General features: G+C 60.3%; 24 protein-coding genes. 13 read left to right on the top strand and 11 right to left on the bottom strand.

The window, feature by feature from the left end:
• The first annotated feature begins 79 nt into the window (after positions 1 to 79).
• From eno to ispD, 3 genes are all read left to right on the top strand, one after another.
• Positions 80 to 1,369, top strand: a complete 1,290-nt coding sequence (gene eno / locus DK871_RS19145) for a phosphopyruvate hydratase (RefSeq protein WP_003189193.1) — start codon at positions 80 to 82, stop codon at positions 1,367 to 1,369.
• Between the two features lie 171 nt (positions 1,370 to 1,540).
• Entirely contained in the window at positions 1,541 to 1,819 is a 279-nt protein-coding gene (ftsB, locus tag DK871_RS19140) for a cell division protein FtsB (RefSeq protein ID WP_003189195.1), read from the top strand.
• Positions 1,816 to 2,523 carry a 2-C-methyl-D-erythritol 4-phosphate cytidylyltransferase gene (gene ispD / locus DK871_RS19135; protein ID WP_161906290.1) on the top strand — a complete coding sequence of 236 codons (708 nt, stop codon included), beginning with the start codon at positions 1,816 to 1,818 and terminating at the stop codon, positions 2,521 to 2,523. Before ftsB ends, ispD begins: the two co-directional genes overlap by 4 nt.
• 129 nt (positions 2,524 to 2,652) lie before the next feature.
• On the opposite strand, the gene DK871_RS19130 is transcribed toward ispD, so the two are convergent.
• The gene (locus DK871_RS19130) at positions 2,653 to 3,549 is read right to left on the bottom strand and encodes a LysR substrate-binding domain-containing protein (protein WP_161906289.1); all 897 of its coding nucleotides are present in this window, start codon (positions 3,547 to 3,549) and stop codon (positions 2,653 to 2,655) included.
• A 108-nt stretch (positions 3,550 to 3,657) separates the two neighbouring features.
• Between DK871_RS19130 and DK871_RS19125 the strand changes: the two genes are divergently transcribed.
• From DK871_RS19125 to rpoS, 8 genes are all read left to right on the top strand, one after another.
• Positions 3,658 to 4,770, top strand: coding sequence for an S-(hydroxymethyl)glutathione dehydrogenase/class III alcohol dehydrogenase (locus tag DK871_RS19125; protein ID WP_003189203.1), 1,113 nt, complete (start codon positions 3,658 to 3,660; stop codon positions 4,768 to 4,770).
• Positions 4,771 to 4,861: 91 nt separating this feature from the next.
• Positions 4,862 to 5,707: an S-formylglutathione hydrolase gene (gene fghA / locus DK871_RS19120; protein WP_161906288.1), complete on the top strand. Its 846-nt coding sequence runs from the start codon at positions 4,862 to 4,864 to the stop codon at positions 5,705 to 5,707.
• 54 nt (positions 5,708 to 5,761) lie between these two features.
• Positions 5,762 to 6,235, top strand: coding sequence for a 2-C-methyl-D-erythritol 2,4-cyclodiphosphate synthase (ispF, locus tag DK871_RS19115; protein ID WP_032893173.1), 474 nt, complete (start codon positions 5,762 to 5,764; stop codon positions 6,233 to 6,235).
• A complete protein-coding gene (truD, locus tag DK871_RS19110; RefSeq protein ID WP_032893171.1) occupies positions 6,232 to 7,290 on the top strand; it encodes a tRNA pseudouridine(13) synthase TruD in 1,059 nt (352 codons plus the stop codon). Before ispF ends, truD begins: the two co-directional genes overlap by 4 nt.
• Positions 7,278 to 8,027, top strand: a complete 750-nt coding sequence (surE, locus tag DK871_RS19105; RefSeq protein ID WP_161906287.1) for a 5'/3'-nucleotidase SurE — start codon at positions 7,278 to 7,280, stop codon at positions 8,025 to 8,027. The genes truD and surE overlap by 13 nt, the downstream gene beginning before the upstream one ends.
• A gap of 41 nt (positions 8,028 to 8,068) precedes the next feature.
• Positions 8,069 to 8,704, top strand: a complete 636-nt coding sequence (locus DK871_RS19100) for a protein-L-isoaspartate(D-aspartate) O-methyltransferase (RefSeq protein ID WP_169850588.1) — start codon at positions 8,069 to 8,071, stop codon at positions 8,702 to 8,704.
• A 210-nt stretch (positions 8,705 to 8,914) separates the two neighbouring features.
• On the top strand, positions 8,915 to 9,751 hold the full coding sequence (locus DK871_RS19095; RefSeq protein ID WP_161906286.1) for a peptidoglycan DD-metalloendopeptidase family protein: 837 nt from the start codon (positions 8,915 to 8,917) through the stop codon (positions 9,749 to 9,751).
• A 187-nt stretch (positions 9,752 to 9,938) separates the two neighbouring features.
• Positions 9,939 to 10,865 (top strand): RNA polymerase sigma factor RpoS, encoded by a 927-nt coding sequence (gene rpoS, locus DK871_RS19090; RefSeq protein ID WP_375139747.1) that lies wholly within the window; start codon positions 9,939 to 9,941, stop codon positions 10,863 to 10,865.
• A gap of 238 nt (positions 10,866 to 11,103) precedes the next feature.
• Here rpoS and DK871_RS19085 read toward each other — a convergent pair whose 3' ends face one another.
• On the bottom strand, positions 11,104 to 11,313 hold the full coding sequence (locus DK871_RS19085; RefSeq protein WP_002554837.1) for a cold-shock protein: 210 nt from the start codon (positions 11,311 to 11,313) through the stop codon (positions 11,104 to 11,106).
• Between the two features lie 388 nt (positions 11,314 to 11,701).
• Between DK871_RS19085 and dcd the strand changes: the two genes are divergently transcribed.
• Together dcd and DK871_RS19075 are read left to right on the top strand one after the other, a co-directional pair.
• Positions 11,702 to 12,268 carry a dCTP deaminase gene (dcd, locus tag DK871_RS19080; protein ID WP_003189215.1) on the top strand — a complete coding sequence of 189 codons (567 nt, stop codon included), beginning with the start codon at positions 11,702 to 11,704 and terminating at the stop codon, positions 12,266 to 12,268.
• Positions 12,269 to 12,376: 108 nt separating this feature from the next.
• Entirely contained in the window at positions 12,377 to 12,574 is a 198-nt protein-coding gene (locus DK871_RS19075) for a hypothetical protein (protein ID WP_010212420.1), read from the top strand.
• A gap of 23 nt (positions 12,575 to 12,597) precedes the next feature.
• Here DK871_RS19075 and pdeM read toward each other — a convergent pair whose 3' ends face one another.
• The 9 genes from pdeM to DK871_RS19030 all read right to left on the bottom strand — a co-directional run bounded on the left by pdeM (position 12,598) and on the right by DK871_RS19030 (position 23,009).
• Positions 12,598 to 13,248, bottom strand: a complete 651-nt coding sequence (gene pdeM / locus DK871_RS19070; protein ID WP_161906284.1) for a ligase-associated DNA damage response endonuclease PdeM — start codon at positions 13,246 to 13,248, stop codon at positions 12,598 to 12,600.
• On the bottom strand, positions 13,248 to 15,728 hold the full coding sequence (locus DK871_RS19065) for a ligase-associated DNA damage response DEXH box helicase (protein WP_161906283.1): 2,481 nt from the start codon (positions 15,726 to 15,728) through the stop codon (positions 13,248 to 13,250). Before DK871_RS19065 ends, pdeM begins: the two co-directional genes overlap by 1 nt.
• A 157-nt stretch (positions 15,729 to 15,885) precedes the next feature.
• Entirely contained in the window at positions 15,886 to 16,650 is a 765-nt protein-coding gene (locus DK871_RS19060; protein WP_034126849.1) for an ABC transporter ATP-binding protein, read from the bottom strand.
• Between the two features lie 13 nt (positions 16,651 to 16,663).
• A complete protein-coding gene (locus tag DK871_RS19055; protein ID WP_161906282.1) occupies positions 16,664 to 17,782 on the bottom strand; it encodes a succinylglutamate desuccinylase/aspartoacylase family protein in 1,119 nt (372 codons plus the stop codon).
• Positions 17,783 to 17,791: 9 nt separating this feature from the next.
• A complete protein-coding gene (locus DK871_RS19050; protein WP_044272623.1) occupies positions 17,792 to 18,502 on the bottom strand; it encodes an ABC transporter permease in 711 nt (236 codons plus the stop codon).
• Positions 18,499 to 19,227, bottom strand: a complete 729-nt coding sequence (locus DK871_RS19045) for an ABC transporter permease (protein WP_161906281.1) — start codon at positions 19,225 to 19,227, stop codon at positions 18,499 to 18,501. Before DK871_RS19045 ends, DK871_RS19050 begins: the two co-directional genes overlap by 4 nt.
• 57 nt (positions 19,228 to 19,284) lie before the next feature.
• On the bottom strand, positions 19,285 to 20,064 hold the full coding sequence (locus DK871_RS19040) for a transporter substrate-binding domain-containing protein (RefSeq protein WP_033902768.1): 780 nt from the start codon (positions 20,062 to 20,064) through the stop codon (positions 19,285 to 19,287).
• A gap of 309 nt (positions 20,065 to 20,373) precedes the next feature.
• Complete coding sequence (locus tag DK871_RS19035; protein ID WP_161906280.1) at positions 20,374 to 22,008, bottom strand: ATP-dependent DNA ligase; 1,635 nt, start codon at positions 22,006 to 22,008, stop codon at positions 20,374 to 20,376.
• Complete coding sequence (locus DK871_RS19030; protein ID WP_161906279.1) at positions 22,005 to 23,009, bottom strand: ligase-associated DNA damage response exonuclease; 1,005 nt, start codon at positions 23,007 to 23,009, stop codon at positions 22,005 to 22,007. Before DK871_RS19030 ends, DK871_RS19035 begins: the two co-directional genes overlap by 4 nt.
• Between the last annotated feature and the right edge of the window lie 158 nt (positions 23,010 to 23,167).

Here is a 23,167-nt window from a genome sequence, read left to right as displayed (position 1 = left end):
CCGTTGTTCCACCCTTGCGGTCGGTCAAAAGATTTCCTTCAGCTGCGTCGTTTTCGTCAACTTTGGAGTGTTTACAACAATGGCAAAAATCGTCGACATCAAAGGTCGTGAAGTTCTCGACTCCCGTGGCAACCCCACCGTCGAAGCCGACGTGCTTCTCGATAACGGCATCATCGGCAGCGCCTGCGCGCCGTCCGGTGCTTCCACCGGTTCGCGCGAAGCGCTGGAACTGCGTGATGGCGACAAGAGCCGTTACCTGGGCAAGGGTGTACTCAAGGCTGTAGCCAACATCAACGGTCCGATTCGTGACCTGTTGCTGGGCAAGGACCCGCTGGACCAGAAAGCCCTGGACCACGCGATGATCAAGCTCGACGGCACTGAAAACAAAGGCAGCCTCGGCGCCAACGCCATCCTCGCGGTGTCCCTGGCAGCTGCCAAGGCGGCTGCGCAGGACCAAGACCTGCCGTTGTACGCACACATTGCCAACCTGAACGGCACCCCTGGCGTCTACTCGATGCCGGTGCCGATGATGAACATCATCAACGGTGGCGAGCACGCGGATAACAACGTCGACATCCAGGAGTTCATGGTGCAGCCGGTTGGCGCCAAGTCCTTCTCCGAAGGCCTGCGCATGGGCACCGAGATTTTCCATCACCTCAAGGCTGTACTGAAGGCCCGTGGCCTGAGCACTGCCGTGGGTGACGAAGGTGGTTTCGCGCCGAACCTGGCCTCCAATGAAGATGCACTCAAAGTCATCTCCGAAGCCGTCGCCAACGCTGGCTACAAGCTGGGCACCGACGTGACCCTGGCCCTGGACTGCGCTGCCAGCGAATTCTATGAAGACGGCAAGTACAACTTGTCCGGCGAAGGCCAGGTGTTCAACTCCGAAGGTTTTGCTGAATACCTCAAGGGCCTGACCCAGCGCTACCCGATCATCTCGATCGAAGACGGCCTGGACGAGTCCGACTGGGATGGCTGGAAAATCCTCACCGACAAGATCGGCGAGAAAATCCAGTTGGTGGGCGACGACCTGTTCGTGACCAACACCAAGATCCTGAAAGAAGGCATCGACAAGAAGATCGCCAACTCGATCCTGATCAAGTTCAACCAGATCGGCACCCTGACCGAAACCCTGGAAGCCATCCAGATGGCCAAGGCTGCGGGCTACACCGCCGTGATCTCCCATCGCTCCGGCGAAACCGAAGACTCCACCATTGCCGACCTGGCCGTGGGTACTTCGGCGGGCCAGATCAAGACCGGTTCCCTGTGCCGTTCCGATCGCGTCTCCAAGTACAACCAATTGCTGCGCATCGAAGAGCAATTGGCAGGTAAAGCCAAGTACAACGGTCGTGGCGAGTTTCGCGGCTAAGCAGTAAATGGTAAAAAGTCGGCGGATTACGTCAGAAATCTCACGAAAGTGTGAATTTCGGCGTTAATCTGCTGACTGACAAGCGCAAGCCTGGTTTTTCCAGGCTTTGTGCTATCAGTTGCTGCAAAAGGTTTGCATGACTGTCTTTTTTCACTGGATACCCGGATTTCGATGCGCAGTCCCAATTGGTTGTTCCTCGTCTTGCTCTTGTTGCTGGCTGGCCTGCAGTACCGCCTATGGGTCGGTAATGGCAGCTTTGCGCAGGTGGAAGAGTTGACCCAGCAAATTGCCGACCAGCGTGCCGAAAACGAACGCCTGCTGGAGCGCAACCGCGTCCTCGACGCTGAAGTGCTTGAGCTGAAAAAAGGCACGGAGACCGTTGAAGAGCGGGCTCGTCATGAGTTGGGCATGGTCAAGGAGGGCGAAACCCTCTACCAGTTGGCCCAATGAGCCACGATTTACCGGCCTTCTGGGCCGTGATTCCTGCTGCGGGCGTCGGTGCCCGTATGGCCGCGGACCGTCCCAAGCAATACCTGCAACTGGGCGGGCGCACTATTCTCGAACACAGCCTCGGCTGTTTTCTCGACCATCCCTCCCTCAAGGGCTTGGTGGTCAGTCTTGCAGTTGATGATCCTTATTGGCCCACCTTGGCGTGCGCCAACGACCCCCGTATCCAGCGTGCCGACGGCGGCTCGGAACGTTCCGGCTCGGTTCTCAATGCGCTGCTGCAACTCAATGCCCTGGGCGCCAGTGATGAAGACTGGGTGTTGGTGCATGACGCTGCGCGGCCTAACCTGAGCCGTGATGATCTCGACAAGCTCCTGGCGGAACTGGCTGATGATCCGGTAGGCGGCCTGCTGGCAGTGCCCGCGCGCGACACCCTCAAGCGTGTCGACAAGCATGGCCGTGTGGTGGACACCATTGATCGCAGCCTGATCTGGCAGGCGTACACGCCACAGATGTTCCGCCTGGGCGCCTTGCATCGCGCTTTGGCCGACAGCCTGGTGGCCGATGCGCTGATCACCGATGAAGCCTCGGCCATGGAGTGGTCTGGGCAGGCGCCGCGCCTGGTGGAAGGGCGTTCGGACAATATTAAAGTGACTCGGCCGGAAGACTTGGAGTGGTTGAAATTGCGCTGGGCTAACCGGCGTTAACCTGTCAGACCGAGTCGGCTGCATCGCAGGCAAGCCAGCTCCCACATTTGATCGCTGCCACATCAAACAACACGTCCAACTGTGGGAGCCGGGCTTGCCCGCGATGAGGCCGGTGCAGACCACCTCAATTCAATGCTTGTACTCCGGCCTCTGCGCCAACCCCACCTTCAAAAAGTCCACCAGCTTCCTCACCTTCGGCGACAAATGCCGCTGCTGCGGATACAACGCCCACACCGCAGTATTCGGCGGTTGATGAGTCTGAAGCAACGACACCAACGCCCCGCTGTGCAGATGCTCCAGCACGTAGTAATCCGGCAACTGGCACAAGCCCATGCCTTGCAACGCCGCATCCAGCACTGCTTGCCCACTGTTGCAGCGCCAATTGCCTTGCACCCGCTGGGAAAATTCCCGCCCGTCCTGGGCCATTTGCCAGATATCCGAGCTGCCAATCAGGCAGTTGTGCCGGCTCAACTCTGACAAGCTGTGTGGCCGACCGTACCGTTCGAGGTAGGAGGGCGACGCACACAGGTACATGCGTCGAGGTGCCAGGCGGCTGGCAACCATGCGCGAGTCCTGCAAACGTCCCAGGCGGATGGCCAGGTCGAGGCCTTCGTGGACCAGGTCCAGTGAGCGATTGGTCAACTCGATGTCCACGCGCAGTTGCGGATAGTGCGCCATAAAGCGTGTCACTAGCGGCACGATAAAACGCTCGCCATAGGCCACGGCGCAGGTCATGCGCAACATGCCCTTGGGTTCGCTGGTCAAGTCGCCCACCGCCCGCAGCGCTTCCTCGCGACCGTCCTGCAGGCGTTGGCAGTGTTGCAGGAAGGTCTGGCCGGCTTCGGTCAGCGTCACCTTGCGTGTGCTGCGGTACAGCAATCGGGTTTGCAGGCGTTCTTCCAGGCGTGCCACTTGCCGGCTGACGTGGGAGGACGATACGCCCAGGCGCTCGGCCGCCGCCGTGAACTGGCTGCATTCGGCCACCGCGACAAATTCGTCAATGCCTTCCCAACGGTTCTCCAGCATGCTGATTATCCCTGTACGGCAATAATGTTTTGCTTTTGCCTGGATTATTCATTAATCGGCGATGTTTTACACTCGTCGTCTCAGTTTTTAACCGATGGAGAAACCCGGATGATCAAGTCCCGTGCCGCCGTAGCCTTCGAAGCCAAGAAGCCCCTTGAGATTGTTGAAGTGGATGTCGCCATGCCCAAGGCTGGTGAGGTGCTGCTGCGGGTGGTCGCGTCCGGCGTGTGCCACACCGACGCCTACACCTTGTCGGGTGCAGACCCGGAAGGCATTTTTCCGTCGATCCTCGGCCATGAAGGCGGTGCAGTGGTGGAAGCCATCGGCGAGGGCGTGACCTCGGTGGCTGTGGGCGATCACGTGATCCCGCTGTACACCCCGGAATGCGGCAAGTGCAAGTTTTGCCTGAGTGGCAAGACCAACCTGTGCCAGGCCATTCGGGCGACTCAGGGCAAGGGCTTGATGCCCGATGGCACCACGCGTTTTTCCTACAAGGGCCAGCCGATTTTCCACTACATGGGCACCTCGACGTTCTCCGAGTACACCGTGCTGCCGGAAATCTCCGTGGCCAAGATTCCTAAAGAAGCGCCGTTGGAAAAAGTCTGCCTGCTCGGTTGCGGTGTCACCACCGGCATCGGTGCGGTGATCAACACCGCCAAGGTCAAGCCGGGCGATACCGTGGCCGTCTTCGGCCTGGGCGGTATTGGCCTGTCGGCGATTATCGGTGCAGTCAAGGCCAAGGCCGGGCGCATCATCGCCATCGATATCAACCCGGCCAAGTTCGAAATCGCCAAGCAACTGGGCGCCACCGATTGCATCAACCCGAAAGACTACGACCGCCCGATCCAGGACGTGATTGTCGACCTGACTGACGGCGGCGTGGACTTTTCCTTCGAGTGCATCGGCAATGTGCAACTGATGCGTGCGGCCCTTGAGTGCTGCCACAAAGGCTGGGGCGAATCGGTGATCATCGGTGTGGCCGGTGCTGGCCAGGAGATCGCTACACGTCCGTTCCAACTTGTCACCGGGCGCGTCTGGCGTGGTTCGGCGTTTGGTGGCGTGCGCGGTCGTACCGAATTGCCAAGCTACGTGGAAATGGCCCAGACCGGTGAAATCCCGCTGGATACCTTCATCACCCACACCATGGGCCTGGAAGATATCAACAAAGCGTTTGACCTGATGCATGAAGGCAAGAGCATTCGTACCGTCATTCATTTTTGAAGCAGCGGCAAGCTACAAGTGACAAGCTGCAAGTAGGTGTACGCCTTAACTTGGAGCTTGAGGCTTGCAACTTGCAGCTGGGAGCATTCCCATGACCCTGGAAAATATCTCCTGCCAAAAGAGTTTTGGCGGCTGGCATAAACGTTACAAACACAGCTCCCACGTGCTCGGTTGCGACATGACCTTTGCCGTCTACCTGCCGCCGCAAGCGGAGCAGGGCGGCAAGCTGCCTGTGCTCTATTGGCTGTCCGGGTTGACCTGTACCGACGAGAACTTCATGCAGAAGGCCGGCGCCCAGCGCATGGCTGCCGAACTGGGCTTGATCATCGTCGCGCCAGATACCAGCCCCCGTGGCCCTGGCGTGCCGGGCGACCCGGACAATGCCTGGGACTTCGGCCTCGGCGCGGGCTTCTACCTCAATGCCACCCAGGAACCCTGGGCCAAGCACTATCGGATGCATGACTACGTGGTGCAGGAGTTGCCGGCACTGGTGCAAGCGCATTTCCCTGCGTCGGATAAACGCGGCATCAGCGGCCACTCCATGGGCGGTCACGGTGCGCTGGTCTGTGCATTGCGCAACCCTGGACGTTACCTGTCGGTGTCGGCGTTTTCGCCGATCAACAACCCGATGGACTGCCCGTGGGGCCAGAAAGCCTTTTCCCGTTATTTGGGGGAAGAGCGTTCGAAATGGCGCGAATGGGATGCCTGCGTGCTGATCAGCGAAGCCTCGGAAAAGTTGCCGCTCTTGGTAGACCAGGGCGATCGCGACGATTTCCTCGCGGTTCAGCTCAAGCCTGAAGCCTTGCTGCAAGCGGCCAAGGCAGCCAACCATCCGCTGGAACTGCGCCTGCAGCCTGGCTACGATCACAGCTACTTCTTTATCGCCAGCTTCATCGAAGACCATTTGCGGCATCATGGTCGTGCTTTGCTCGGTTAATCCGAGGCAAAAGTAGGTAGAATCACGCCCTGAATTAAATCGGGGCGTTTTTTTATGCGTATTGGCCATGGCTACGATGTGCACCGTTTCGCTGAAGGCGATTTCATCACCCTGGGCGGCGTGCGCATTGCACACCACCATGGGTTGCTGGCTCATTCCGACGGCGACGTGGTCTTGCACGCCTTGAGCGATGCTTTGCTCGGCGCGGCGGCATTGGGCGATATCGGCAAGCACTTTCCGGACACCGACCCCACCTTCAAGGGCGCGGACAGCCGTGTGTTGCTGCGCCATGTGGTCGGCCTGATCCACGCCAAGGGCTGGAAGGTCGGCAACGTCGATAACACCATCGTCGCCCAGGCGCCAAAAATGGCCCCCCATATCGAAGCGATGCGCGCAGCGATCGCCGCAGACCTGCAAATTGAATTGGATCAAGTCAACGTGAAAGCCACCACCACCGAAAAGCTCGGGTTTACCGGTCGTGAAGAGGGCATCGCGGTGCACTCCGTCGCCTTGTTGCTGCGCGCATGAACGACCTGCAACTGCTGGGCCCGCGGGCCTATGGCGAGGCCCTGGGCAGCGCGGTACTGAAGGCCACGGCCGAAGACTTCCAGGTTGATGAGGTGCTGGACATCCCGCTGACCGGCGACGGCGAGCACCTGTGGCTGTGGGTGGAAAAGCGCGGCTTGAACACCGAGGAAGCCGCACGGCGTATCGCCAAGGCGGCTGGTGTGCCATTGCGCACCGTCAGCTATGCCGGGCTCAAGGATCGTCAGGCCCTGACCCGCCAGTGGTTCAGCGTGCAATTGCCCGGCAAGGCCGACCCGGACATGAGCGGCGCAGAAAACGATACGCTCAAGATCCTGAAAACTGCCCGCCACAAGCGCAAGCTGCAGCGTGGTGCCCATTCGGCCAACGGCTTCACCCTGCGCCTGACCCAACTGGCCGGCGACACCGCTGCCATCGATGCACGTTTGCAGTTGATTGCGCGGCACGGCATCCCCAATTACTTCGGCACCCAGCGTTTCGGCCACAACGGCGGCAACGTGGTGGATGCTCGCGAGTGGGCCGCCCGCAAAGCCCTGCCCGAGCAGCGCAACGTGCGCTCGCGCTTGCTGTCCACAGCTCGCAGTTACCTGTTCAACAAAGTGTTGGCGGCCCGCGTCGCCGACGGTTCATGGCAGCGAGCCCAAGTCGGCGATCTGCTGGCGTTTACCGACAGTCGCAGTTTTTTTCCGGCCGGAGAAGCTGAATGCAGTGACCCGCGCCTGGCGATCCTGGACCTGCATCCCACCGGCCCGCAGTGGGGCGAAGGCGATTCGCCGGCGAAAGGTCTTACATACGAACTGGAACAATCTGTCGCTGCTGGGGAAGCTGACCTACGTGATTGGCTGGTGAAGGCGGGAATGAGCCAGGAACGTCGCATTCTGCGACTGCCCATTGGCGGGTTGACGTGGCATTATCCCGGGCCTGACATTCTGCAATTGGAATTCGTCCTGCCGGCCGGATGCTTCGCCACTGTCTTGGTGCGCGAGCTTGTTGATCTGGTGCCGGTGGGGCAGACGGACAGCCCATGCGTATTCTGATATCAAACGATGACGGTGCCACCGCACCCGGTCTTGCCGCGCTCCATGCTGCGCTGCAGGATTACGCCGAGTGCGTGGTGGTTGCCCCCGACCAGGACAAGAGCGGCGCCAGCAGTTCGCTGACGCTCGACCGTCCGCTGCACCCGCGGGTCCTGGCCAATGGCTTTATCAGCGTCAACGGAACCCCAACCGACTGCGTGCACCTGGCAATCAACAGTTTGCTGGAGCACCAGCCAGACCTGGTGGTCTCGGGAATCAACCTGGGCGCCAACCTGGGTGATGACGTGCTGTATTCCGGCACCGTGGCGGCGGCCCTCGAAGGGCGCTTCCTGGGCCGAACCGGCTTTGCCTTTTCCTTTGCTTCGCGGCAACTGGATAACCTGGCGACGGCGGCCTACTACGCGCGCAAGTTGGTGGAGGCCCATGCTTCCCTGGACCTGCCGCCGCGTACGGTGCTCAACGTCAATATCCCCAACTTGCCCCTCGACCATATTCGCGGTATCCAACTTACGCGCCTGGGCCATCGCGCCCGTGCGGCGGCGCCCTTGAAGGTGGTCGACCCACGCGGCAATGAAGGCTATTGGATCGCCGCCGCTGGCGACGCCGAAGATGGCGGCGAGGGCACGGACTTTCATGCGGTGATGCAAGGCTATGTCTCCGTTACCCCGTTGCTGTTTGATCGCACCTTCAGTGATGCCTTCAGTGGCCTTGATGGCTGGCTGGAGGGACTGCGTTGATGGCTCGTGAACAAGACGACTTGTTGCGCCGTGGCATCGGAATGACCTCCCAGCGCACCCGGGAGCGGTTGATCCAGCGCCTGTATGAAGAAGGCTTGTCCAACGCGCAGGTGCTGGAAGTGATCCGGCGCACGCCGCGGCACCTGTTTGTCGATGAAGCCCTGGCGCATCGTGCCTATGAAGATACGGCGTTGCCCATCGGCCACAACCAGACCATCTCCCAGCCTTACATGGTCGCGCGCATGAGCGAGCTGCTACTGGCGGCGGGGCCTTTGGACAAGGTGCTGGAGATTGGCACCGGCTCCGGCTACCAGACGGCCGTGCTGTCGCAATTGGTAGAGCGGGTGTTTTCGGTCGAGCGCATCAAGGTGCTGCAGGACCGGGCCAAGGAGCGTCTGGTGGAGCTGAACCTGCGCAACGTGGTATTTCGCTGGGGCGATGGCTGGGAGGGCTGGCCGGCGCTGGCGCCCTACAACGGTATCATCGTCACCGCCGTGGCCACCGATGTGCCGCAAGCCTTGCTGGATCAATTGGCACCTGGCGGGCGGCTGGTCATCCCGGTGGGCTCCGGCGAAGTGCAACAGTTGATGCTTATTATCCGTGAGGACGAAGGCTTTTCCCGGCATGTACTCGGTGCCGTGCGCTTCGTACCCTTGCTCAACGGCCCGCTGGCCTGATCATTTATTCGCGTGCAGTGAATTCTGTAAGCGGGGATGTGTCTTACGGCGGGGTCTATTGAATCAACATGCCTGGCAGCCACTATATAAACATGATGAATTTTTCCTTTCAGTCATGTGCCAGTAAAAAGCCAATGCCCAGTTATACTTGCGTCATATTTCAAGCCTGATACAGGCGTTAACGTTCAGCCACCACAAAGGGAGCGGCGGGTGAGTCTCACAGGTCCTGCGCAGCGAATGAGTAAAACAAGCTTTCAGCGACTGGTGCTTGGCCTTGTCTTGAGTTCCTTATTGGCAGCCTGCTCGAGCACGCCATCCGGCGGTGCGCGGGTCGTTGACCGTACCAACGCAACCCCCCAAAGGCCCACGGTGACCACCGGTCAATACGTGGTGCGCAAAGGCGATACCCTGTTCTCGATTGCCTTTCGTTATGGCTGGGACTACAAGGCGCTGGCCGCCCGTAACAACATTCCTGTGCCGTATACGATACATCCAGGGCAAACCATTCGTTTCGATGGTCGCGCCGGCTCCGCACCTACGGCAGTTGTGACAAAGTCGGGATCTTCGCCATCATCCTCGAGCAAGACCACCATCATTACTCGGCCTGCAGGCAGCGCCGCGCCTACGGTTGCGAGCAAGCCGGCACCCGCGCCGTTGCCACCCGCCGGGCCTGCGCCGACCGGTTGGGGATGGCCTTCAAACGGAGTGTTGATTGGAAAATTCTCTTCAAACGGTAGTTTGAATAAAGGGATTGATATCGCCGGGGATTTGGGACAGCCTGTTTTAGCTGCGTCTGATGGGACAGTGGTGTACGCCGGGAGTGGTTTGCGGGGCTACGGCGAGCTGGTCATCATCAAACACAGCGATACCTACGTCAGTGCCTACGGTCATAACCGCAGGTTGTTGGTTCGGGAGGGGCAGCAGGTCAAGGTCGGACAGACGATTGCCGAAATGGGGTCAACGGGCACAGACCGGGTGAAACTGCACTTTGAGATTCGCCGCCAAGGGAAGCCTGTAGATCCGCTGCAATTCCTGCCCCGTCGTTGATGTGTTGCACAGCCTGTTCCCTCACGTAGAAGGAACAGGCTCCAGCGTTGCCAAGGATAGAGGCGTCGCTTGAGCTTGAGGTCGAACTCACCAAAGGACTATAACAATGGCTCTCAGTAAAGAAGTGCCGGAGTTTGACATCGACGATGAGGTTCTCCTTATGGAGGCCAGCATCGATTCGGATCCGATGTCAGATAATGAAGGGGTATCACCACCTTCAGTTCGCACCAAATCCAAAAATGCTGCCGCGTTGAAGCAGCACAAGTACATTGACTACACCCGGGCGCTCGACGCGACCCAGCTGTACCTCAATGAAATCGGCTTTTCCCCTCTGTTGACCCCTGAAGAAGAAGTCCATTTTGCGCGTCTGTCGCAAAAGGGCGATCCGGCTGGGCGTAAGCGCATGATTGAAAGCAACCTGCGCCTGGTGGTGAAAATCGCCCGACGCTATGTCAATCGTGGGCTGTCCCTGCTGGACCTGATCGAGGAGGGCAACCTGGGCTTGATCCGGGCTGTGGAGAAGTTCGACCCTGAGCGGGGCTTCCGTTTCTCCACCTACGCCACCTGGTGGATTCGCCAGACCATCGAACGGGCGATCATGAATCAGACCCGCACGATCCGGTTGCCGATCCATGTGGTCAAGGAGCTCAACGTCTACCTGCGGGCGGCGCGTGAGCTGACGCAAAAACTCGATCATGAACCCTCGCCTGAAGAAATCGCCAACCTGCTGGAAAAACCGGTAGGGGAGGTCAAGCGCATGCTAGGCCTTAACGAGCGTGTGTCTTCGGTGGATGTCTCGCTGGGGCCGGATTCGGATAAAACCCTGCTGGACACCCTGACCGATGACCGCCCAACAGACCCATGCGAGCTGTTGCAGGACGATGATCTTTCCCAAAGTATTGACCAGTGGCTGTCAGAGCTCACGGACAAGCAGCGTGAAGTGGTGATTCGCCGCTTCGGCCTGCGCGGCCATGAGAGCAGCACCTTGGAGGATGTGGGCCTGGAGATTGGCCTGACCCGTGAGCGGGTGCGGCAGATCCAGGTAGAGGGCCTCAAGCGCTTGCGCGAGATCCTGGAGAAGAATGGCTTGTCGAGTGAGTCGTTGTTCCAATAAACGACGCAGGACAAAATGTGGGAGCCGGCTTGTGTGGGAGCTGGCTTGCCTGCGATGGCATCAACTCGGTATAGCTGGTGCACCGAGCCGATAGCATCGCAGGCAAGCCAGCTCCCACATACAGCTGCGCTCCCACATTTTTTTGTGTCCGACATTGCATCGGTGTAGCACACCAAAATCCAGGCATAAAAAAACCCCGCTTTTAAGGGCGGGGTTTTTTCGACTAAGTCAGTACAAGTTAGATAACTTGAACTTCTTCAGCTTGCATGCCTTTCTGACCGCGGGTAGCGATGAAAGAAACCTGTTGGCCTTCTTTCAGGCTTTTGAAGCCGTCGGATTGGATAGCTTTGAAGTGAACGAACAGGTCGTCACCGGATTGTGGAGTGATGAAGCCGAAGCCTTTTTCATCGTTGAACCACTTAACGGTACCAGTTTGGCGATTAGACATGGTGTATCTCCTTGGACAAAGTTAACTGCGACTCAGGAAAAGCCCTGGCCGAGACTGAGTGCAAAGAGCAGGAAAAATTCTTGGAGATGGTTGGATCGAAATTCAACATATCGTGTAGAGATTCTCAGTGACACAAGCAGCACAGTGGCGCCACCTTAACCCTTTTTCCGGAACGTGCCAATGGTATTTCCGAAGGTTTCTCTATTTTCGTGACTGGCGGTGGTATTTACAGTCATTGGCGCCGGCCATCCGGGCCCCGGCCACGCTGGCTGCGGCTTATAGCTGGCGGTGCATTGATCAAGAAAACCCGTGCGGCCTTTGAACCCCAACGCCGGCCCCGGTAAGATGGCCCACAGATTTTTTTCGCCTCGCTATTCAGGACACCGCCATGAGCATCAAATCGGACAAGTGGATTCGCCGCATGGCGCAGGAACACGGCATGATCGAGCCGTTCGTCGAACGCCAGATTCGTGGCGAAGGCGACGAGCGCGTGATTTCGTACGGCGTTTCCAGCTATGGCTACGACGTGCGTTGCGCCGATGAATTCAAGGTGTTCACCAACATCAATTCGGCGATCGTTGATCCGAAAAACTTCGACGAAAAGAGCTTCGTCGACGTCAAGAGCGACGTGTGCATCATCCCGCCCAACTCTTTCGCCCTGGCGCGCACCGTAGAATTCTTCCGTATTCCTCGCGACGTGTTGACCATCTGCCTGGGTAAAAGCACCTACGCCCGCTGCGGCATTATCGTCAACGTCACGCCGCTTGAGCCGGAGTGGGAAGGCCACGTGACCCTGGAATTCTCCAACACCACCACCTTGCCGGCGAAAATCTACGCCAACGAAGGCGTGGCACAGATGCTGTTCCTGCAGTCTGATGAGGCCTGTGAAGTGTCCTACAAAGACCGTGCGGGCAAGTATCAGGGCCAACGTGGCGTCACTCTCCCACGCGCTTGATCTAAAGCTCCTACGGGCAAAGGGAATTTGTCTGCAGAAAGTGACTCTATCTAGGTGTACTGCTTCGGCGCGTGTGAAACGCGCCGGGCCATACTTGAGGAGTACCCTATGAAGATCGACCCGCGAATCAGCGCAGAACTCGCCCGGCTTGAACCCAACCAGATTGGCGTTCTGGCCTGGTCCTTGATGGCCGACCCCGCCTATGCGGGTGGCATCCCTGGTCAACCCGAACCTGATTACCCGCAGCCTACCGAGCCGGGTGAGCCGACCTTACCGGACGAGCCGCCACCGGCGCCTGTTGCCTGACACTTGGGCGAGCCTTTAATGATTCATTGAATCGGCCAGACCTTATGATCGCCGATCACAAAGATTCGGTGGTCCTGGGCCTGCTCCACGGCATAACCCCCCGTAAACGCGCCAAATGCTGGCAGCAGGCTGACCCGAGCACCGATCTGGAAGCACGGCAGGCGCAACCGCTGGCGGCCTTTGCCGCGCAGGTGGTACACCGGGTGCACATGCCCTGCCAATACATGGTGGCTAGCATGGGCATCTGGCTCATGTTGCAAAGCGAAAGGGCCCATCAGCAGGGGCTCGGGGACCACCTCGATGCCCAGATCCAGCGGCGGGTCGCCGGCGCGTTTGTCGTGATTGCCGCGAATCAAGGTCAAGGCCAGCGTGCCATTGCGCTCACGCCAGGCCCGGATTGCGTTCAGGGTGCCGCTGGCGTGAGAGCCAGGGCCGTGCAGGAAATCGCCGAGAAAGATCAACTGCGCGCAGGGCAGGGCCGTTAACAGCTTGTCCAAGCGTTCCAGGTTAGCCGTAGTCGTGCCCTGTGGCACCGGTTGCCCCAGGCTGCGATAGGCCGAGGCCTTGCCAAAATGCGCATCGGCAATCAACAGGCATCGACGTGCGGGCCAATACATGGCCTTGTCCGGCAATAGCCACAGTTCTTCGCCTTCCAGCATCAGTGGGTAATGCATCAGCCTTGCCCTTTGTCGGCGACTTTTTCCAGGTCCTTGACCATCCGCGCGATGCGCTCCGAGAGTTTTTCCGAACTCATGCTTTCGCGCATCCGTTCTACCAGCAGCGGAAAGGCCAGCGGTGTGGGCCGCTGGACCGTGTGCAGGTCCAGCTTCAGCGTCGACAGATGATGCAGCGTGTGTTCCAGCCGGCGAATATCCAATTCATCACGCAGAACTTCTTCACCGGCCTGGGCCAGCAGCAGGTTCTGCGGGTCATATTGCTTGAACACCTCAAAGAACAAGCCGCTGGAAGCCTGCACTTGTCGCGTGCTTTTCGGCGCGCCGGGATACCCGGCAAAGACCAGCCCGGCGATTCGCGCAATCTCGCGAAAGCGGCGCAGGGCCAGTTCGCCGGCATTGAGGCTGGCGATCACGTCAGCCAGCAGGTCTTGGGGGCTCAGCAACGTAGCGTTCAACAGCTGGGGCCACTGCACCTCGGTGGCGCTCAACAGCTCCAGGCCATAATCATTCACCGCAATCGAGAAGGTCAGCGGCTGCTGTTGGCTGACCCGCCACGCCAGCAAACTGGCCAAGCCCAGGTGTACCTGGCGGCCAGCGAAGGGATACAGAAACAGGTGCCAGCCCTCCCGCGACCGCAGGGTTTCAGCCAGCAAATGCTCGCGGGTCGGCAGGCCGGACCAGCGCAATTGGGTGTGCAGCAACGGTTGCACCGCCTGCATCTCCGGGCCGTCGAAGTGCCCATGGGCGGCGGCATCAAAACGCTCCACCACCGCCTGGGCCAGTTCGTTGGAAAGGGGCATGCGCCCGCCATTCCAGCGTGGCACGGCGGCTTTTTTCGCGGTGCTGCGGCGTACATAGGCGGTCATGTTTTCCACGCGCACCAGTTCCAGCAAGCGCCCGGCGAATAGAAACCCATCCCCTGGCTTGAGCCTTGCAATAAAGCCTTCCTCGACACTGCCCAGGTTCTTGCCGCCGCCGCCTTTGCTCCAGAACTTGAGCTGGATACTGGCATCACTGACGATGGTGCCGACACTCATGCGATGGCGGCGTGCAAGGCGTGCATCCGGGACACGCCAGATGCCGTGCTCATCGGGCTCCACGCGGCGGTAATCCGGATAAGCGGTGAGTGACAGGCCACCATGGCGCACAAACCCAAGGGCCCATGCCCAATCCGCTTCGGTGAGGTCGCGATAGGCCCAGGCGCCGCGCACTTCGTCCAACAGTGCTGCCGGGGTAAAGCCGCCGCCAAGGGCCATGCTGACCAGGTGTTGTACCAGTACATCCAACGGCTTGTAAGGTGATTCCCGCGCTTCGATGCGCCGTTGGGCGATTGCATCCTGGGCGGCCGCGGCTTCCACCAGTTCCAGGCTGTGGGTTGGCACCAGGGTTACCCGTGAGGGCCGCCCTGGCGCGTGGCCGGAGCGCCCGGCGCGTTGCATCAGCCGCGCTACGCCCTTGGCGGAGCCGATTTGCAGCACCCGTTCCACCGGCAGGAAGTCCACGCCCAGGTCGAGGCTGGAGGTGCACACCACCGCCTTGAGTTGCCCATCTTTCAAAGCCCGCTCCACCCAGTCCCGGGTCTCGCGCGATAACGAACCGTGGTGCAGGGCAATCAAGCCGGCCCAGTCCGGACGCGCGTCCAGAATCGCCTGGTACCAGATCTCCGATTGCGCACGGGTATTGGTAAATACCAGACAACTGCTGCTGGCCTCTACCTCGGCGACCACCTGAGGCAACATCTTCAAACCGATATGCCCGGCCCAAGGGAAACGCTCGGTGACCGCTGGCAAAAGGGTGTCGACCTTCAGCGCTTTCGCCGTTTGCCCCTGCACATTGACCCCGCCACCCTGTGGCACCAGAACCTCAAGTGCGTGGGCCTGATTACCTAAGGTCGCTGAAATGCCCCACACCATCAATTGCGGATGCCAGCGCCGCAAGCGTGCCAGCGCCAGTTGCAACTGCACACCGCGCTTATTGCCGATCAGTTCATGCCATTCATCCACGATGACCATGCGCAGGTGCGCCAGGCTGGTCTCACTGTCGGCACGGGCCAGCATCAACGTCAGGCTTTCCGGGGTGGTGACCAGGGCGGTGGGTTGGCGACGGGTCTGGCGTGCGCGTTCACTGCTGCTGGTGTCACCGGTGCGCAGGCCCACGCTCCAGGGAATCTGCAACGCCTCCAGTGGGGCTTGCAGGGCGCGTGCGGAGTCGGCGGCCAAGGCGCGCATCGGCGTGATCCACAGCACGGTCAGCGGCTCGGCAGGCGGTTTGCGTTTGCCTGTGGCAGGCGGGCGGGTGATGGCGAAACGGTTGAGGGCGGCAAACCACAGGGCATAGGTTTTACCCGCCCCGGTGCTGGCATGCAGTAACCCCGACTGGCCGGCCTTGACCGCGGCCCATACCTCTTTCTGAAAGGCGAATGGCTTCCAGCCTTGGGTGGCAAACCATTGCTTGGCGAAGTCGGGGGTTTTTGCCATGCGGCAGCGGACGCTCTGGAGGGGTTAGTTCAAAGACCCTTCAAGCACCGCTGATGTTCAACTGTAGGAGCGGGCTTGCCCGCGAAAAAGGCCCAGGCACCGCGTTTCTCCAGGTTGCCGGCGTTATCGTTGACGATTTTCGCGAGCAAGCTCGCTCCTACTTCAAGTTGCCGCTCAAAAATTGTTGCAGGCGTTCGCTCTTTGGATTGCCCAGCACATCCTCTGGCAGGCCTTGCTCCTCCACCAGGCCTTGGTGCAGGAACAGCACCTGGCTTGAGACCTTGCGCGCAAAGCTCATCTCGTGGGTCACCATGATCATGGTGCGGCCTTCTTCGGCCAGGCCTTGGATCACCTTCAACACTTCGCCCACCAGCTCCGGGTCCAGGGCTGATGTGGGTTCATCGAACAGCATCACCTCCGGCTCCATCGCCAGGGCGCGGGCGATGGCGACGCGCTGCTGCTGGCCACCTGAGAGGAACGCCGGGTATTGATCAGCCACTCGCGCTGGCAGCCCGACTTTGTCCAGGTAGCGGCGGGCGCGGTCTTCGGCGTCCTTCTTGCTGCAACCCAGCACGCGGCGCGGGGCCATGGTGATGTTTTCCAGCACGCTCATGTGGCTCCACAAGTTGAAGTGCTGGAACACCATCGCCAGCCGTGTGCGCAGGCGTTGCAGCTCGGCGTCGTCGGCCACGCGCATGCCATGGCGATCGCTGACCATGCGGATCGCTTGGCCGTCCAGGGTCATGGCGCCATCGTTGGGGGTTTCCAAAAAGTTGATACAGCGCAGGAAAGTACTCTTGCCTGAGCCACTGGCGCCGATCAGGCTGATCACATCACCGGTCTTGGCCTTGAGCGAGACACCTTTGAGCACTTGATTGTCGCCATAGCTTTTGTGCAGGCCTTCAACGGTCAGTTTGTACATGGGGCGTGCATCCTCAAGGCGAAAGTAGATAACCACTGCGGTAGGCCTGTGTGCCGGCGACATGGCAGATCACCATGCCAGCCGTGGCCATGCGGCGTAGCGAACGGGCGTAAAGCAGCCCGGCGTGCTGGCAGTGCACAGGCGTTACGCGGTCCGTAATGGGGTCGATGATGTCGGCGACCCATTGCCCGGCTTCCAGGTATTCGCCTGGCAGGGCATTGAATACCAGCAAGCCACCCACCGGGGTGGTCACCGGCTCCACCGCCGCCAGCGGCGTAGCCGGGTAGGCCAGGGCAGGCAAGGGAGCTGCATCGCCGTGAATGGCGCCGAAGTGGATCAAATAATCAATGATGGCCTGGCAGTCCAGCGCGGCGAGGCCGTGGTTGACATCGCCCTGGCCACGCAATTCGATGGTCACCGACAAGCTGCCCATGGGGATCGGGTAGCGTTCGCCGAAGCGTTGCTGCAACTGCCACCACACCAAGGTGAAACATTCGTCAAAAGACTGCCCGCCGGAATCGGTAGCCAGCAGGTTGGCCTCCGAACCCAGGTAGCGCGCCAAGGGTTCTACCTGCGGCCAGGCGTCGGGCGTGGTGTACAGGTGCGCCACGGCTTCGAAGTCGCAATGCAGGTCCAGCACCACGTCGGCATCACAGGCCAGGCGTTGCAGCACCAGGCGTTGGGAGTGCAACTGGGTCTGGGCGGTGTGCGCGGCCAGGGCGTGGGACAGTGCGCTGCGGATCAATTGGGCATTGCGCTGGGGATCATCGCCCAGCAGGTCTTCGACCTGGTTGCCGACGTCTTCGCTGAGATCGACGAACAGGCGATTGAAGTTCTGCCCGCTTTCCAGTTCGTAGCGGCCCAAAGGGATGTCCATCAACACCTGTTCCAGGCCCACCGGGTTGGCGACTGGCACCAGCACGATTTCGCTGCGCAAGCGCCCGGCCGCTTCAAGCTCTGCCAGGCGCGCCTTCAAATGCCAGGCCACCAGCATGCCCGGCAATTCATCGGCATGCAGAGAGGACTGGATGTACACCTTGCCTTCGGGCTGCTGCGGGCCGAAGTGAAAACTGTGGACCTGCCGCGCTGTGCCGGGCACCGGCGCTATCAGGTCATGTAGCTGGTGGCGCATGCAAACTCCTTAGTGGCTCGGCCCGAGAAAGGCCAGCCAACGACGCTCCGCCAGGCGAAACAGGCCGACCAGGGCGAAGGTCACCGTCAGATAGATCAGTGCGGCAATGCCGAATGACTGGAAGGTCATGAAGGTGGCGGAGTTGGCATCCCGCGCAACCTTGAGGATATCCGGGATCGTTGCGGTAAAGGCCACCGTGGTCGAGTGCAGCATCAAGATCACTTCGTTGCTGTAGTAGGGCAACGAGCGTCGCAACGCCGAAGGCATGATCACATAGGCGTACAGCTTCCAGCCGCTGAGGCCGTAAGCCTTGGCTGCCTCGACTTCGCCGTGGGCCATGCTGCGGATCGCCCCGGCGAAAATCTCCGTGGTGTAGGCGCAGGTGTTGAGGGCGAAGGCCAGGAGGGTGCAGTTCATCGCATCGCGAAAGAACGCATCCAGCACCGGTTGTGCCCGCACGGCGGCAAGGCTGTAGATGCCGGTGTAGCAGATCAGCAATTGGATATAGAGCGGCGTACCGCGAAACAGGTAGGTGTAGAACTGCACGGGCCAACGCACCAGGCGCTTGCGCGATACGCGGGCGATGGACAGCGGGATCGACACCAGAAAGCCGATAACCAGTGAGCCACTGAGCAACCACAAGGTCATGGCCAGGCCGGTGATGTGCTGGCCGTCGCTGTAAAGAAAGGGGCGCCAGTATTCTTGCAATAGTTCGATCATCGCACGGCCTCCCGGGCGCCTGCGGAATAGCGACGTTCAAGTCGGCGCAAGACAAAGTTGGAGGCGCTGGTGATCAACAGGTAGATCAGCGCCGCCAGCACCAGGAAATAAAACAGTTGATAGGTGCTCTTGCCGGCATCCTGAGCGGCTTTCACCAAGTCTGCCAGGCCGATGAGCGACACCAGTGCGGTGGCCTTGAGCATCACCATCCAGTTATTGCCGATGCCCGGCAGTGCAAAGCGCATCATCTGCGGGAAGGTCACGTAGCGAAACCGCTGCCCGCGCTTGAGCCCGTAGGCGGTGGCGGCTTCGAGTTGGCCGCGGGGCACAGCGAGGATCGCGCCGCGAAAGGTTTCGGTGAAATACGCCCCGTAGATAAAGCCCAGGGTGATCACCCCGGCGCTGAATGGGTCGATCTCGATGTATTCCCATTCCATAAAGTCGGTAAAGCCGCTGAGCCAGGTTTGCAGGCTGTAGAAAATCAACAGCATCAGCACCAGGTCCGGCACCCCGCGAATCAGGGTGGTGTAGAGCTGGGCGGGGATACGCACAATGGCCAGGCTGGACAGTTTGGCACTGGCGCCAAGCAGGCCCAGCACTACGCTGACGGCCAGGGACAGCACCGACAACTTGATGGTCATCCAGGTGCCTTGCAGCAACAGCGGGCCGAAACCCTTCAGGCTGAATGCGCTCAGCCCGAGGGTTTGCAACAGATCTTCGAACATAAATCAGGACCTATGGCGATAAAAAAGCGCCCCACCCGAAGCAGGGCGCCCCGGGCATTATTTGCCGCTGTACAGGTTCAGATCGCCAAAGTGTTTCTTCTGGATAGTGGCGTAGGTGCCATCATCGTGTAACGCTTTGATACCTTTATCCAAAAGCGCCTTGAGTTCAGTGTTACCTTTTTTGATACCGACGGCGGTTTTCGACGGCAGCAGCGGGTCGTCGATCGCGGCGCTCACTTCATAGCCGGCACCGGCTGGCGACTTGAGAAAGCCCAGTTCGGCTTGCAGCATGTCCTGCACGGAAGCGTCGAGGCGCCCGGAGGTCAGGTCGGCGTACACCTGGTCCTGGTTGGCGTAAGCCTTGGTGGTCACCCCGGCTTTATCCAGTACGGCCTTGGCGTAGGCTTCCTGGATGGTGCCTTGCTCGTAACCCACGGATTTACCTTTGAGGGATTCTGGCGTCGAATAGCCTGCGCCTTTTTTGAACACTAGCGAAGTCGGGCCGGAGAACAGCTCGGAGGAGAAGTCGATGGCCTTCTCGCGCACTGGGGTCACGGTCATCGACGAAATCACGCCATCGAATTTATTGGCTTTCAGGCCCGGGATCATGCCGTCGAAGTCACTTTCGACCCACTTGCACTTGACCTTCAGCTCCGCGCAGATCGCATTGCCCAGGTCGATATCGAAGCCCACCAGGCTGCCGTCGGCGGCCTTGGATTCGAATGGTGCGTAGGAAGGGTCGACACCAAAACGCAATTCCTTGTATTCCTTGGCCGTAGCAACACCAGCAGCCATGCACAGAGCCAGTGCAGAAAGGGTCAGCAATGCTTTTTTCATTAGGTAATCCCTGAAAACCAAGATAAGCGCTTGTGGCGCGATTAGGACTGTTACTGAACGGTGTCAGACCCATCACAAGTAGCAATTTCTGCACCATAGTTCCGGATTGGCTTTTTAAAAGGTGGGATAAGGCAGTTCCAAGTGTAGGCGGCGCCCAAAAATGGGCATGGAATTTCCAGTGCACCATTGTGGAACTGTCGCTGATCAAAAGGTGGGAGCTGGCTTGCCTGCGATAGCGGTGGGTCAGTTGTTACATGGGGTGCTGACTCACCGTCATCGCAGGCAAGCCAGCTCCCACAAGGGGCTACATCAGGCTAGCAAGTCTTGTAGCGTGGCCAGGTTGTCCGCTTCTTCCACCGCCTTATCCTGGCGCCAGCGCAGCATCCGCGGAAACCGCACCGCAATTCCGCTCTTGTGCCGTTTGGACAGGGCAATCCCTTCGAAACCCAGCTCAAACACCATGCTCGGTGTCACGCTGCTGACTGGGCCAAATTTCTCCACGGTGGTTTTACGCACAATGGCGTCGACCTTGCGCATTTCCTCGTCGGTCAGCCCGGAATACGCCTTGGCGAATGGCACCAGGGTGCGCTCGCTGCCCGGCGGGCCGTCCCATACGGCGAAGGTGTAGTCGCTGTAGAGGCTGGCACGCCGGCCATGGCCGCGCTGGGCGTAGATCAACACGGCGTCGACGCTGAAGGGGTCGACCTTCCACTTCCACCACAGGCCCATGTCCTTGGTGCGGCCCACGCCGTAGAGGCCCTTGCGATCCTTGAGCATCATGCCTTCCACCCCCAGGCTGCGAGAGGCTTCGCGCTGCTCGGCCAAGGCTGCCCAGGTTTGGCCCTCCAGCAACGGCGAGGGCAATAACACCGGTTGGTTGCACGCCGCGATCACCTGTTCCAATTGGGTGCGACGTTCGGCCTGGGTGTGGTTGCGCCAGTCGTCGCCCTGATACTCCAGCAGGTCGTAGGCGAGCACCGCCACTGGCGCATCCTCTAGCACTTTTTTACTAAGGGTCTTGCGGCCAATGCGCTGTTGCAGCAGCGCGAAGGGTTGCACCGAGTCTTTCCACACCACGATTTCGCCATCGATCACCGTACCGTCGAGCAGGCCACTGACCAGGCTATGAAGTTCGGGGAAACGTTCAGTCAGCAACTCTTCACCGCGAGACCAGACCCACAGGCGCCCCTCGCGCTTGACCAGTTGTGCGCGAATGCCATCAAACTTCCATTCCACCTGCCAGTCGGTGGGCGGGCCGAGCAGGGTGTCGAATTGCTCCACCGGTTGCGCCAGCCCGTGAGCCAGAAAAAACGGATAGGGTTGCCCGCCACGTTGCGCGTGCTCGTCGGATGATTCGGCGGCGATCAGCTTGAGGTACCCTTCGGCTGTCGGACGGTTCGACAGGTCGGTGTAGCCCACCAACCGCTGCGCCACGCGCTTGCTGTCGAGGTCGGCCATGGCAGCGAGGGCGCGGGTCACCAGTAGTTTGGACACGCCGACCCGGAAGCTGCCGGTGATCAATTTGATGCACACCATCAGGCTCGGTTGGTCCAGTTGCGCCCACAACGCCGGCAGCCGGTCTGCCAGGTCCATGGGCGGCAGGCCGCGCAGGGGCAGGAGTTTTTCTTCCAGCCATACGGCCAGGCCGTCTTCGGAGGTGTGGGTGGATTCTGGCAGGAGCAGGGAGATGGTTTCGGCCAGGTCACCCACCGACTGGTAGCTCTCTTCGAACAGCCAGGGTTCGATCCCGGCCGCTTCGGTGGCCATGTCCCGTAGCAGACGTGTGGGCACCAGTTGGCGTGGCCGCCCACCACTAAGAAAGTACACGGCCCAGGCCGCATCGGCCGGCGGCGCCTGCAGGAAGTAGGCTTGCAGGGCGGCGAGCTTGGCATTGCTGGAGGTCGTGGCGTCGAGGTCGGCATACAGCTCGGCGAAGGCTTTCATGCCGTGACCTCTTCTTCGTCATCGCCGTATTCGGTGCTGAAGCCTTGGGCATCCAAGCCCTTTTCCCGCAGGTGACGCACCAACACGCCCACCGAACCATGGGTGACCATCACCCGTTGCGCGCCGGTTTGTTCGATGGCCCATAACAAGCCAGGCCAGTCGGCGTGGTCCGAGAGCACGAAGCCACGGTCCACACCGCGCCGCCGCCGTGCACCGCGCAGGCGCATCCAGCCGCTGGCGAAGGCGTCGCTGTAGTCGCCAAAACGGCGCATCCAAGTACTGCCTCCGGCAGAGGGTGGAGCGATGATCAGGGCTTGGCGCAGCAGTGGGTCGGTTTTTTTGAAGTCGCCGGCATACAGGGTCTCGGGGATGTAGATACCCGCTTCGCGGTACACACGGTTCAACGGCTCGACGGCGCCGTGGCTGAGGATCGGGCCGATGCTGGCGTCCAGCCCATGGAGAATGCGTTGAGCCTTGCCGAAGGAGTAGCAGAACAACACGCTGGCTTTGCTGCTGGCGATATTGGCCTGCCACCAGTCATTGATCCCGGCAAAAATCTGCGCCTGGGGCTGCCAGCGGTAAATCGGCAGGCCGAAGGTGGATTCGGTGATAAAGGTGTGGCAGCGCACCGGTTCGAAGGGCGCGCAGGTGCCATCGGGTTCGACCTTGTAGTCGCCGGACGCCACCCAGACTTCGCCCTGGTATTCCAGGCGTACCTGGGCCGAACCCAGTACATGCCCGGCCGGATGAAAACTCAAGGTCACGCCGTGATGCACCAGCCGTTCGCCGTAGGCCAGGGTTTGCAGGTTGATGTCCTGGCCCAGGCGCCAGCGCAGGATACCTTCGCCGGGGGCGGCGGCCAGGTAGTGTTGATTGCCGGTACGGGCGTGGTCGCCGTGGGCGTGGGTGATGACTGCGCGTTCCACTGGGCGCCAGGGGTCGATGTAAAAATCACCGGCAGGGCAGTAGAGGCCTTCGGGGCGGGCGATGACGAGGTCCATGGAGTGGCCGGGGCGGTGGGCTTGTCAGTTATGAGGCGGGGCTGGGTCTAGAAGTTCTATTTGAATGCGGGCAGTGCAAAGGTGGGAGGCCCCACTAAGTCTCCGACATAGCGCTGTCGCGCATCAAACTGGTTCATCGTAAGGTTTAAGAACGCGTG

Origin of the sequence: Pseudomonas sp. L13 (genome assembly GCF_009935965.1) — a bacterium.
Classification (GTDB): Bacteria; Pseudomonadota; Gammaproteobacteria; order Pseudomonadales; family Pseudomonadaceae; genus Aquipseudomonas; species Aquipseudomonas lactis.
Note: the sequence above shows the minus strand (reverse complement) of the source record. Positions and strands in the feature narration are given on the sequence as shown.